At 69.2% G+C, this 10,814-nt stretch carries 15 protein-coding genes; 7 read left to right on the forward strand and 8 right to left on the reverse strand.

From position 1 onward, the window contains the following. Positions 1 to 12: 12 nt before the first annotated feature. Genes EX88_RS0101570 through EX88_RS0101580 form a run of 3 tightly spaced genes read right to left on the reverse strand, consistent with a single transcriptional unit; the run spans position 13 to position 2,103 of the window. Positions 13 to 612 (reverse strand): thioredoxin family protein, encoded by a 600-nt coding sequence (locus EX88_RS0101570; RefSeq protein WP_051884309.1) that lies wholly within the window; start codon positions 610 to 612, stop codon positions 13 to 15. Positions 613 to 614: 2 nt separating this feature from the next. After that, positions 615 to 1,307 (reverse strand): cytochrome c biogenesis CcdA family protein, encoded by a 693-nt coding sequence (locus tag EX88_RS0101575; protein WP_031370262.1) that lies wholly within the window; start codon positions 1,305 to 1,307, stop codon positions 615 to 617. A gap of 1 nt (position 1,308) precedes the next feature. Then, a complete protein-coding gene (locus tag EX88_RS0101580) occupies positions 1,309 to 2,103 on the reverse strand; it encodes an alpha/beta fold hydrolase (RefSeq protein WP_031370263.1) in 795 nt (264 codons plus the stop codon). 347 nt (positions 2,104 to 2,450) lie between these two features. Here EX88_RS0101580 and EX88_RS0101585 point away from each other — a divergent pair, with 347 nt between their 5' ends. The 5 genes from EX88_RS0101585 (at position 2,451) to EX88_RS0101605 (ending at position 6,043) form a co-directional block, all read left to right on the forward strand. Continuing rightward, positions 2,451 to 3,113 (forward strand): HvfX family Cu-binding RiPP maturation protein, encoded by a 663-nt coding sequence (locus tag EX88_RS0101585; RefSeq protein WP_031370264.1) that lies wholly within the window; start codon positions 2,451 to 2,453, stop codon positions 3,111 to 3,113. A gap of 94 nt (positions 3,114 to 3,207) precedes the next feature. Continuing rightward, positions 3,208 to 3,660 (forward strand): HvfA family oxazolone/thioamide-modified RiPP metallophore, encoded by a 453-nt coding sequence (locus EX88_RS0101590; protein ID WP_031370265.1) that lies wholly within the window; start codon positions 3,208 to 3,210, stop codon positions 3,658 to 3,660. Positions 3,661 to 3,730: 70 nt separating this feature from the next. Further along, entirely contained in the window at positions 3,731 to 4,588 is an 858-nt protein-coding gene (locus EX88_RS0101595; protein WP_036147818.1) for an HvfB family MNIO-type RiPP peptide maturase, read from the forward strand. Next, positions 4,581 to 5,393 (forward strand): HvfC family RiPP maturation protein, encoded by an 813-nt coding sequence (locus EX88_RS0101600; RefSeq protein ID WP_081930542.1) that lies wholly within the window; start codon positions 4,581 to 4,583, stop codon positions 5,391 to 5,393. Before EX88_RS0101595 ends, EX88_RS0101600 begins: the two co-directional genes overlap by 8 nt. Further along, positions 5,390 to 6,043 carry a ferric reductase-like transmembrane domain-containing protein gene (locus EX88_RS0101605; protein ID WP_031370268.1) on the forward strand — a complete coding sequence of 218 codons (654 nt, stop codon included), beginning with the start codon at positions 5,390 to 5,392 and terminating at the stop codon, positions 6,041 to 6,043. The genes EX88_RS0101600 and EX88_RS0101605 overlap by 4 nt, the downstream gene beginning before the upstream one ends. A 72-nt stretch (positions 6,044 to 6,115) precedes the next feature. Here the strand turns inward: EX88_RS0101605 and EX88_RS0101610 are convergent, their stop codons facing one another. After that, entirely contained in the window at positions 6,116 to 6,553 is a 438-nt protein-coding gene (locus EX88_RS0101610; RefSeq protein ID WP_031370269.1) for a MerR family transcriptional regulator, read from the reverse strand. A gap of 72 nt (positions 6,554 to 6,625) precedes the next feature. Between EX88_RS0101610 and EX88_RS0101615 the strand changes: the two genes are divergently transcribed. Next, the gene (locus EX88_RS0101615) at positions 6,626 to 7,504 is read left to right on the forward strand and encodes a class I SAM-dependent methyltransferase (protein WP_031370270.1); all 879 of its coding nucleotides are present in this window, start codon (positions 6,626 to 6,628) and stop codon (positions 7,502 to 7,504) included. Further along, positions 7,497 to 8,015: a DUF2938 domain-containing protein gene (locus EX88_RS0101620; RefSeq protein WP_031370271.1), complete on the forward strand. Its 519-nt coding sequence runs from the start codon at positions 7,497 to 7,499 to the stop codon at positions 8,013 to 8,015. Before EX88_RS0101615 ends, EX88_RS0101620 begins: the two co-directional genes overlap by 8 nt. A gap of 54 nt (positions 8,016 to 8,069) precedes the next feature. On the opposite strand, the gene EX88_RS0101625 is transcribed toward EX88_RS0101620, so the two are convergent. From EX88_RS0101625 to EX88_RS0101640, 4 genes are all read right to left on the reverse strand, one after another. After that, a complete protein-coding gene (locus tag EX88_RS0101625; RefSeq protein WP_031370272.1) occupies positions 8,070 to 8,543 on the reverse strand; it encodes a hypothetical protein in 474 nt (157 codons plus the stop codon). A 16-nt stretch (positions 8,544 to 8,559) separates the two neighbouring features. Then, entirely contained in the window at positions 8,560 to 9,450 is an 891-nt protein-coding gene (locus tag EX88_RS0101630) for a hypothetical protein (RefSeq protein WP_152566053.1), read from the reverse strand. Positions 9,451 to 9,635: 185 nt separating this feature from the next. Further along, a complete protein-coding gene (locus EX88_RS0101635; RefSeq protein WP_235186177.1) occupies positions 9,636 to 10,058 on the reverse strand; it encodes a GNAT family N-acetyltransferase in 423 nt (140 codons plus the stop codon). A gap of 158 nt (positions 10,059 to 10,216) precedes the next feature. Beyond that, positions 10,217 to 10,814 (reverse strand): DUF11 domain-containing protein (locus EX88_RS0101640; protein ID WP_031370275.1); only part of this gene is annotated, 598 nt, incomplete at its 5' end.

Consider the following 10,814-nt stretch of genomic DNA (forward strand, 5'->3'; position numbering starts at 1 on the left):
GTTCCGGAGGGCTTATCGCACTGCGCCAGCGATGGTAACGCGCGGCGCCGGCGCGGCGGACGGGCGTGCCAGCTGTTCGCGGATCGCCGCTTCGGTGACAGCGTAGTCGCCTTCGCCGAAATGGCGGTAGACGATCCTGCCCTGGCGGTCGATCAGGTACAGCGCCGGCCAATACCGGTTGCCGTAGGCGTTCCAGATACGGAAACCGTTGTCCTGCACGACCGGATAACCGATGCCCAGGCGCTTTACCGCTGCGCGGACATTGGCGCCGACCCGCTCGTAGCCGTATTCGGGCGTGTGCACGCCGATCACCACCAGGCCCTGCGCGGCGTAGCGCTCGTGCCATCGCGAAACATGCGGCAGCACGCGGATGCAGTTGATGCACGAATAGGTCCAGAACTCGACCAGCACCACCTGGCCGCGCAGCTTCGGCAACGACAACGGTTCGCTGTTGATCCAGGGGCCGCCGCCGGCGAGGTCGGGCGCGACGGTCGAGGCGATGGCGCCCTTGCCGTGCGCGCCTGCCTCCGGCCAGGCCAGCGCGGGCGCGATGGCGAGGGCGGCGACGATGACGACGGCGGCCGTGAGCAGTGCGGTGATGGTTTTCGACATGGTCATAGTCCGGTGGAGATCGAAGGAAGCCATGGCAGCAGCCAGGCGATGAGCGCGGTATCCAGTTGCGCGAGTTGCAGCAGGGCCATGGCCACCGCCACCACGCCGAATGCGCGGCGCAGCCAAGCGCTATGCCGTTGCAGCGAGGCCATGCGCGCGGCGACCCAACGGCCGCCGTAAACGAAGGCCAACAACGGCACCGCCGCGCCGAGCGCGTACATGCCCAGCAGCGCACTGGCCCGCGCCGGGTCCTGCGCCCCAGCGGCGAGCGCCAACACCGAGGCCAGGACCGGACCGGCGCAGGGCGTCCAGGCGATGCCGAGCGAGACCCCGACCAGGAGCGCACCGCCCGGCCCGGCGGCGCGCGGCTGCCAGGCCAGCAGCCGCGATCCGGCCAGCCAGCGTTGTTGCACCCGTTCGAACACGCCCGGCCACACGCAGGACAGCCCCGCGAGCAGCAACACCGCTATCGCGGCGAGGCGCACGGCGGCTTCGAAGCGCCCCGACGACGACGCCAGCAGACCGAGCGCGATGCCGCCGGCAGCGAACGCGCCGATGAAGCCGGCGCCGATCAACAGCGGCTCGCGGCGATCGCCGCCGGCACCGCGCGCCAGCACGATCGGCAGCACCGGCAGCACGCAGGGCGAGAGAAGGGTGGCCATGCCGGCAAGCGCGGCCAGGGCGAGGGCGATCACCTCAGCCTCCGCTATCGGCGGTGGCGGCAGCGGCCTGGATGCCGGCGGCCTCGAGAATGGCGTTGGTCACTGCGTCCGGTTGCGACAACAGCGACACATGGCTGGCCGACAGCGAATGCACTTGCGCACCGATACGGCGGGCGGTCGCGGCCTGCAACTGCGGCGACAACATGCGGTCGTGTCGCGACAGCACGTACCAGCTCGGCTTGCCGCGCCATGCGGCTCGAGTCACCGGCTCGGCCAAAGCGCTCGCCTTCAGCGGACCCTGGGTGCGGTAGATCAGGCGCGCGGCGGCGGGCTTGAGGTCCTGGGCGAAATCCTCGCGCACCGCCGCTTCGGGCAAGGACAGGAAACCCTCGCGCTCGAGCAGACGGCTCAAGCCCGGAGCGACCGGATAACCCTGCCCTTGTTGGGCGGAGTTCTCGCCGGCATCGGGCGCGAACGCGGCGAGATAGACCAAGGCCGACACCTTGGGGTCGTTGCCGGCCTCGGTGATGACGGTGCCGCCCCAGGAGTGGCCGACCAATACCACCTTGCCGGGCGCGGCGCGGATGGCGCGACGGGTGGCGGCGACGTCGTCTTCCAATGAGGTCAGGGGGTTCTGCACCGCCACCACGGGCACGCCCCAGGACGCCAGACGGGGAATGACCTGGCTCCAGCTGGAGCCGTCGGCGAAGGCGCCGTGGACCAGTACGACGGTGGGCGCGTGCGGATCGATCGGGCGGACGTGCTCGGCGGCCGCGGACGAGCCGGCGGTCGCGGCCAACAGGGAAGCGAACAACAGCGTGCGGATCATGGGGACACTCCTGGGCTGGGGAGTGGCCATTGCGCGCCGCGGCTGTATCGCCTGTGTTTCCGCGTGCATCGCTTCTTGTATCGCAAGGCTTCGCCGGCGGCGCCGGATACGTTCGCTTACAAACCGATGCCGCCGCGCCGGTGGACAACCCCCGGTGCCGGGCGCAGGCAGGGCCTTCGTGGCGGTCGCCGAGCGCCGCACTGCCGCCGATTCGTATCGCAATGTATCCGCGGCCGCGCGCGGCCACATTGGTACACAAATCCGCGCTTCGCCCGACACCCTGCGGATACGTCGCGATCGCGTAATGGCTCCCGGTCTTTCGTCACTCGTCCAGCCAGGAGCCTCGCATGTTGCCGTCCTTCATCACCCGCCTCGGCCCGCGCCTCGACCGCGTCGGAGCATCGCTGTCGCCGCTCGGCCTGCGCATCCTGCTGGCCTGGGAGTTCTATGAGGCCGGCATCGAAAAATTGCACGGCCAGAACTGGTTCGCCGACATCGCACAGCGCTTTCCGTTTCCGTTCTCGCGCCTGAGCCCCGATCTCAACTGGACCATGGCAACCTGGCTCGAACTGGGCTGCAGCCTCGCCCTGTTGCTCGGCCTGGGCACCCGCGCGGTCGCGTACGTCTTGTGGGTGCTGACCGTGGTGGCCATCGCCGCGGTGCACTGGCCCGAGCACTGGAGCGGCCTGGCCGAGCTGTGGCGCGGCTATGCGATCAGCGACCAGGGCTACGGCAACTTCAAGCTGCCCCTGATCTATCTGGCGATGCTGTTGCCGCTGATGCTCGGCGGCGGCGGCACGCTGAGCCTGGACCGGCTGTTCCGGCACGCGGCACCCGACCTCGCGCGCGGCGGCTCGCTCGGCTGGGGCGTGGTCGCCTTCGCCCTGTGCCTGCCGTTGATCGCGCTGCTGCCCTTGCCCGCGACGATCGGCGCGCTGATCGGGCTGGCCTCGATCGCCTTGCACCTGGCGAAGTCGCGACGGCCGGCCCCGGCGCTGTCCGCCGCCTGATCCGTTCCGGCTCGGCAATCCCTTCCCTGCTTCCCTGCCGCAGCCGCGGCAGCCATCCCGCACGCCTGGCGTGCATCCAATCGGAGTACCACCCATGTCCACCTCCCACTCCCGCAACTCCCTCGTCGGCGCATTGAGCATCGTCCTGGCCGGCGGCGCCTTGTTCGGCGCTCAAGCGATGGCCGCGCAACCGCAGGCCCTGGCCGGCTTCGCCGGCGTCGCCGCCGCCGAAGGCAAGTGCGGCGAAGGCAAATGCGGTGCCGGCAAAACCGGCACGTCCGCAAAGAAGGCCACGGCCGAAGGTGCCTGCGGCGAAGGCAAGTGCGGCGATGCTTCGTTCGCCAAGACCGACAGCAACCACGACGGCAAGGTGTCGCGCGCCGAGTTCCTCGCCGTCGCGGCCGGTCGCGCGGCCGACTTCGATCGCATCGACCGCGGCCACGACGGCTACATCAGCGAGGCCGAGGCGCACGACTTCCTCAAGCGCACCTACCAGGCCAACGGCAAGCCGATGCCGAAGGGACTGTTCTCGCAGATCGCCGACTGAAACCCGCCGACTGAAACCCCGCGCCGCCATCGCCCTGCGGTGGCGGCGCTCATCCACGCGGAGCACCGCCATGAACCAGACATTGCCTTCGGCCTCGGCCGGCCTCGGCCTGCGGCGCAGCCTGATCGACGAGTTGCTCGGGCTGGCGCCGGGCCAGGTCGATTTCCTCGAGTGCGCGCCCGACAACTGGATCGGCGTCGGCGGCCATTTCGGCGAGGCCCTGGCCGACCTGTCGGCACGCTTTCCGATCGCCTGCCACGGCCTGTCGCTGTCGCTCGGCGGCACCGATCCGCTCGACGGCAAACTGCTCGCCGATACGCGCCGCTTTCTGGATCGCCACCACGTCGGTCTTTACAGCGAGCACCTGAGCTATTGCGCCGTCGGCGGTCACCTCTACGACCTGTTGCCGTTGCCGTTCACCGACGAGGCGGTGCGGCATGTGTCGGCCCGCATCGCCCAGGCCCAGGACACGCTGGGCCGGCGCATCGCGGTGGAGAACATCTCCTACTACGCGGCGCCGCAGCCGGCCATGAGCGAAATCGACTTCATCAACGCGGTATTGGCGCAGGCCGACTGCGATCTGCTGCTCGACATCAACAACGTCTTCGTCAACGCCTGCAATCACGGCTACGACGCGCTGGATTTCATCGCGCGTACTCCGCGCGAGCGCGTGGCCTCGTACCACATCGCCGGGCACCTGGACCAGGACGACGGTTTCAAGGTCGACACCCACGGCGCACCGGTGAAGGCGATGGTCTGGGCCCTGCTCGAGCAGGCGCATCGGCGCTTCGGGGTAAGACCGACCCTGCTCGAACGCGACTTCAATTTCCCGGCCTGGGACGAACTGCTCGGCGAGCTCACGCAGATCCGCGCGCTGCAGGCCGAGGCCGTCCGCTCGACGCATCCGTCGGAGCCCGTCCATGACTGAATCGCTGAGAAGCGTGCAACTGGCGTGGGCGCGGCATCTGCGCGACCCGTCGCATCCGCCGCCGCAGGACGTAGCGCCGCAACGCATGGCGCTGTACCGGTCGTTGTGCGTGGGCGCGGTCGAGAACCTGTTGGCCGGCAGCTTCCCGCGGCTGCGCCGGGCGCTGCAGGCGCCGGGCTGGCAAGCCTTGGTGGCCCGCTTCTATGCTCGGCATCGCTGCGAGACGCCGCTGTTCCCCCAAGTCGGCGGCGAACTCGTCGACTACCTGAGTCGGGCGGATGCCTGCGACCTGCCGGCCTGGGCCGCGGAACTCGCGCATTTCGAGTGGACCCAGCAGGCGCTGTTGCTGGCCGCAACGGCCGCAACGGCCGCGCCGCCGACAGGCTCCGTAGCGATGACCGGCGACAGCGTGCCGATGCTGTCGCCGCTGGTGCGCATCTGCGGCTATCGCTGGCCGGTCGATGCGGCCGAAGCCGGGCTGAGCGATCTCGAAGACCCACCCGAGGCGCCGACCTTGCTCATCGTCCAGCGCGGCGCCGATCACGAACTGCGGACCCTGCGCTTAACCGCCTTCGGCTATCACTTGTTGCTCGCCGTGTCGGCGCAGCCGCTGAGCAGCCGCGATCACTTGCGGGCGTTGGCCGAGGAAGCGGGCGAACCGGCCGATGGCCTCACCGAGCATGGCCTCGATGTGCTTGCGCAGTTACAAGCCCTCGGCATCGTCGACGCCCAACTTCAAACGACCGGCGCCGCCGCCGGAGAGTCCCGCCCCCACCCGAACCCGAGCCCTGGAGCACTCACATGATCGCCACTTCCGTCCTGCAACGCCTCACCGGTTGGCGGCTGTTCCTGCTGCTGGCCATCGTCCTGTGCCTGATCGCGGCGGCCGCTTTCCTGATGGGCCCCGACGCGGTCGAAGGCAGCCGCCGCGCCATCCGGGCGACCGCGCGCACCTCGTTCGTGCTGTTCCTGGCGGCGTTCACCGCGTCTTCGTTCGCGACCCTGTTGCCCGGCGACTTCACTCGCGCGCTGTTGAAGGAGCGGCGCGTCGTCGGGCTGTCGTTCGCGTTCTCGCATTTGCTGCATGCCTTCGCGATCTACGCTTTCGGACAGCTCAACCCGGAGTTCTGGCCGAGCCGTTCGGCACTGACCAACGTGCCCGGCAGCCTCGGCTACGCCTTCATCGCCTTGCTCGCGATCACCTCGTACCGGCCCCTGGCGCGGCGCCTGGGACCGACCGCCTGGCACCGGCTGCACGTCATCGGCATGTGGATCATCGCCACGATCTTCGCTTACTCGTACTTCAAGCGGGTGCCGGTCAATTTCTGGTACGCGGTGCCGTCGGCGCTGCTGTTCACGGCGGTGGTGATCCGTTTGATCGCCAAGCGTGCGCAGGCCATCAAACGCGGCGCGCGCACCGCGCCGTCGTCACGGCCGCTGCGGGCGTCGGCATGAGCAAGGGAAACCGCGGCATCCGATTACGGTGAGATGCCTTCCTCGGACTGGGCGTTCTGATCGCGCGTTCGATCAGTCGCGCGATCGCTGCGGAGGCTTGCGCATGCGCGTACCAAGGGCGCCGGTGGCGGCGGCCTGGACGATGCGACGGAAGGTCGGGCATTCCATGTGGCTCGGCGCCTTGCAGGCCGCGGCGTGGCGCAGGCCGTCGCGCATGGCGCTGAGCTGGCGGATGGTCCGGTCGAGCTCGTCGGCCTTGGCGCGCAGTTGCTCGCGATCGATGCGCGGGGGGCCATCCGGCGCGAACATCGATGCGATCTCGTCGAGGCGGTAACCGGCGGCTCGCCCCAGCGCGATCAGCGCCAGCCGTTCGAGCACGCCGGCGGCGAACATGCGGCGCAGGCCGTGCCGTCCGATCGAGGCGATCAGGCCTTTTTCTTCGTAATAGCGCAGGGTCGAGGCGGGCACTCCGGAGCGCTGTGCCACCTCGGCGATGTCCAGTTCCTTCACCCTCTTGACCTCAAGTCGACTTGAATTGGCACAGTGCCGCTTCCGCCGCTGAATGGCAATCGGGACACGGACATGAACACCGCATACGACGCCGGCAACGAGCAGGCGCAACTTTGGAACGGCCTGGCCGGTCGGGCCTGGGTCGACACCCAGGCCTTGCTCGACGGCATGTTCCAATCCATCCAGGAACGACTGGTCGAAGCGGTCGCCGGCTCGGCGCGCGAGGTGCTCGACATCGGCTGCGGCACCGGCGCGGTCACCCTCGCACTGGCGCGTCGGCTCGGCGCCGGCGGACGCTGCGTGGGCATCGATATTTCCGAACCGATGATCGCGCTGGCGCGGACGCGGGCCGATGCCGACGGCATATCCGCCGAGTTCCTGTGCGCCGATGCGCAAACCCATGCCTTCGCGCCGGCCCGCTTCGACGCGATCGTTTCGCGCTTCGGCGTGATGTTCTTCGCCGACCCGGTCGCCGCCTTCGCCAATCTTCGACACGCCGCGAAAGACAGCGCCGAGTTGCGCCTCATCGCCTGGCGCGGCGCCGCCGACAATCCGTTCATGACCACGGCCGAACGCGCCGCCTCCCCGCTGCTGCCGACACTGCCCGCGCGCAAGCCCGATGGCCCCGGCCAGTTCGCCTTCGCCGATGCGCAGCGCGTTCATCGCATCCTGGACGACAGCGGCTGGACCGACATCGGCCTGCAGCCCATCGATGTGACCTGCAGTTTCCCCGCGAGCGAGCTGGCCCGCTATCTGAGTCGGCTGGGGCCGCTCGGCCTGTTCCTGCAAGAAGCCGACGAGCGCACCCGCGCTGAAATCGTCGAAACGGTACGCGCCGCGTTCGATCCCTTCGTACACGGCGCCGAGGTCCGCTACACCGCCGCTTGCTGGATGATCGGTGCGCGCGCCTCGTCGTCTTCGCTGTCATCGAACGGCGCAGACCGTGCCTGAGCTCGTCGAAGCGCTGGTGCGTGCCGCTGCCATCGGAATCGGTGCGACCGCGCTGATGGACGTCTGGGGTCTCGTCCGGAGCCGGTGGTTGCGCATGGCGGCGCCCGATTACGGCCTGGTCGGCCGTTGGATCGCCTGCCTGCCACGCGGACGCTTCCGCCACGACCCGATCGGCGCGACGCCGCGCGTACGCGGCGAACGCGCGATCGGCTGGACCGCCCACTATCTGATCGGCATCGCCTTCGCGGCGGTGCTGCTCGCCGCATGGGGACTCGACTGGGCGCGCCAGCCGAGCCTCGCCCCGGCCTTGATCGTCGGCATCGGCAGCGTCGCCGCACCGTTCCTGCTGATGCAGCCGGGCATGGGCGCCGGCCTCGCCGCACGCCGCACGCCGCGTCCTGGCCTCGCGCGTCTGCACAGTCTGATCAACCACGCCGTGTTCGGGGTCGGGCTATACCTGGCGGCGCTCGCGACCAATGCGTCGGCGATGCTTCTGGCGCGCATGGCCTGAGCCGGCCGGGTGGTCGACGTGAGCGGCGAGCCACCGACGAGCGGCGCGCGCGTGTCAGGCCACCGTCTTCGGGTCTTTCTTCGCCTTCTTGGCGACGGCCTTCGCGGCCGGCTTGTGTTCGTCGCTTTTCGCGAGCTTGGCCAGGGCCTTGGTCGCCTTGACCGTGCCGTTGGCGTCGCGCGCGACGATCGCCGCGGCCAGCACGACCACGCCGGCGAAGATTTCGATCGCCTTGCGGACCTGCTTGATCGACGCGATCTTGGCGCGCGCCTCGGCGATGGCCTGGTCGAGCTCGGCCTGGGGCAATTGCGCATCGGTCAGCACGTAGTCGATGGCCTTGCTGTACAGCACCATGGCCTGGCCGCGCAGGCGCAGCTCTTCGGGAACCTGGGCGATGAATTCTTCGATGCCGATGTCGCCGGCATCGAACCCGGCCTTGGCGCGTTTGCCGACGTCGTCGGCGCAGGCGACGAACTGGTCGGCCGCGGCTTGGACGCTTTCGGCGGTTTCGAGTATCTGCTTGGCCATGTCCTTCCCCTGTCGGTCAGAGTGCGTCCAGCTGGGCGCGCACGGTTTTCATGTCGGCGACGGCCTGCTTCAGCAGCGCCTGCAATTGCTTGGACTTCAGACGGTCGGCGTCCTTGAGCATGGCGGCGTGGCCGCTGCGCACCTGCGCCAGGCCTTGCGATGCGGCCGCCGCGGCCTGCAGCGCCTTGGCCTGCTGCTCGGCGATGCCGGCATAAGAGTTGTTGGACATGGCGACGATGGCATCGCGGCGCGCCTCGTCGAGCAGCCCGTCGCCGCTCTTGGGCTGTTTCCACACGGTCAGCCTGAGCATCTGGATGCTGTCCGCCGATGCCTTTTCCTGTTGCAGGACGCCTTCGTAGGACCGGGCCGCACGTTGCATGGCGCCGAGCAAACGGTCCATGTCGTCGCCGTAGGTCTTCAGCATGGCCTTGACGTCGCGCGCCTGCTTGGCCGCGAGCGCCCAACTGCTGACCAGCTTGGCGATCTTGCCGTAGGCGGCCACGTCCTCGGCGCCGATGCCGAGCTCGGGCGCGGCGGTAATCGCGCCGGAGACTTTGTCGATATCTGCGTTGAGGTTGTAAGCGTCCTCGCCGGCGAGTTCGGCCAGCGCGCTCATATACCCGGTGGCGGTGTCGTGCAGCTTGAGCAGGCTGTCCTTCTGCTGCTCGCTGCTCTGCTTCAGCGCCTGCAGCTCTTTACGGGCCGGGTCGTAGAGCTTGCTTGCGGGCAGATTCGCCAGTTGCCGATCGGCGCTGCCGACATAGCGCTCGGTGACTTCGCGATAGCCGGTGAGCTGGCTGGAGGTCGCGGCGAAGCTGCGGACCGCGCCGAGGTTGGCGCACCCCATGCTCGTCGAGACGATGGCGAACAATGCAAACAACAACGCGAAGCGCTTGGCTCGATGCACGGCCTTTCCCCCTGGAGACGACCGCGGCACCGGTGCCGGCGGTCTCACCAGAGTTACGCGATGTCGACGCGTATCCGGCCACGTTCCGCGCTGCGCGCGCGCGTGCGATGGCGAAGCGCGGTTGCGCTTGCCCGACGCGTGATCGCGACGAGATGGGGCGAAGGTGACCGCTTCACTTCGTCGTGTTACAGATCGAGCGCCAGAAAACGCGCGCCCGCCACCGGGTTGTAGACATAAGGCGCGATCGGCCGGAAGCCGAGCGACTCGTACAGTTTCTGGGCCGGCGCCATGCTCGGCAAGGTGTCCAGGCAGATGCGCGAATAGCCGGCATCGCGCGCTTCTGCGCAGATGCCCTCGGCCAACCGGCGCCCGAGTCGTTCGCCGCGCGCTTGCGGCCGCACGTACAGGCGCTTCATCTCGCCGGAGCCGGCCGACAGCGCGCGCAGCCCGATGCAGCCGAGGGCTTCCTCGCCGCGCCAGGCGATCAACAAGCGTCCGCCGGGCGGCGCGTACTTGCCCGGCAACGCGGCGACTTCGTTCTCGAACCCCTGGAAACCGAGGTCGATGCCGAGACTCTCGGCGTATTCGTGGAACAAGCTGCGCACCACAGGCAGATCCTGTGGCCATCGTGCGGCTCGGATGTCCGTCGTCATCGTGGTCGTCGGCGCCTGGTTGCCCTATCCAATGGGTGCTCGGGCCGGGTTTTCAACCCGGGTCGACTTGGCAATGCCGACCCGGTGCAGGCGCCGTGCTGCGTGTACGGCGCTCAGTCGACCGTGCACGGCAGGGTCACGGTCACGCTCGCTCCGCTCGTCAGCGTGCCCAGGGGGACGCCGGCCTCGAGCGCGGCCATCGTCACACCGCCCGGACAGGCGCTGCCGGTGCAGGTCGGCGTTCCGTTGCAGGTCAACCCGCTGCGGCCGGCCGCCTGATCGCGCAGGATCGCACCGGTGACGGCGTCCGGGCCGTTGTTGGTGACCACGATCGAATAAGTCGTTGCGGCGCCGCGGGTCAGCGTGTCGGTGCCCTGATCGTCGGGACCGGAGCCCGGGGTGTTGGTCTTGCTGATGACCAGGTTGGCCAGCGGTGCGCGGGTATTGGAGAAGGTGCAGGTCAGCTCGTCGCCGGCCACCGCCGTGACGTTGAAACTGGCGCCGCTGCCGCTCGGGGTTTGCCCGCCGGCGAGCGCGTTGGTGCAGGCATAGGTCGTGGTGTAGTTGGCCAGGTTGGCGCCGGCCGCGCCGGCTTCGGTGAAGCTGTAGCTCGCGGCGACGGCGCCGTTCAACACGGCCTCGCCGGTCGCGGTGCTGCCGGTGCCGGTGGTCGTCGCCGTGGCCGGGCCGCCGGTGCCGGCGATGCTCAGC

The organism is Lysobacter antibioticus (assembly GCF_000731095.1).
GTDB lineage: Bacteria > Pseudomonadota > Gammaproteobacteria > Xanthomonadales > Xanthomonadaceae > Lysobacter > Lysobacter antibioticus_B.

Bases quoted from the DNA above. Each gene is read 5' to 3' on its own strand.
- EX88_RS0101590 (WP_031370265.1), top strand. From the start codon at position 3,208: ATGTCCACCTCCCACTCCCGCAACTCCCTCGTCGGCGCATTGAGCATC.
- EX88_RS0101595 (WP_036147818.1), top strand. From the start codon at position 3,731: ATGAACCAGACATTGCCTTCGGCCTCGGCCGGCCTCGGCCTGCGGCGC.
- EX88_RS0101615 (WP_031370270.1), top strand. From the start codon at position 6,626: ATGAACACCGCATACGACGCCGGCAACGAGCAGGCGCAACTTTGGAAC.
- EX88_RS0101580 (WP_031370263.1), bottom strand. From the start codon at position 2,103: ATGATCCGCACGCTGTTGTTCGCTTCCCTGTTGGCCGCGACCGCCGGC.
- EX88_RS0101600 (WP_081930542.1), top strand. From the start codon at position 4,581: ATGACTGAATCGCTGAGAAGCGTGCAACTGGCGTGGGCGCGGCATCTG.
- EX88_RS0101605 (WP_031370268.1), top strand. From the start codon at position 5,390: ATGATCGCCACTTCCGTCCTGCAACGCCTCACCGGTTGGCGGCTGTTC.
- EX88_RS0101585 (WP_031370264.1), top strand. From the start codon at position 2,451: ATGTTGCCGTCCTTCATCACCCGCCTCGGCCCGCGCCTCGACCGCGTC.
- EX88_RS0101570 (WP_051884309.1), bottom strand. From the start codon at position 612: ATGTCGAAAACCATCACCGCACTGCTCACGGCCGCCGTCGTCATCGTC.
- EX88_RS0101625 (WP_031370272.1), bottom strand. From the start codon at position 8,543: ATGGCCAAGCAGATACTCGAAACCGCCGAAAGCGTCCAAGCCGCGGCC.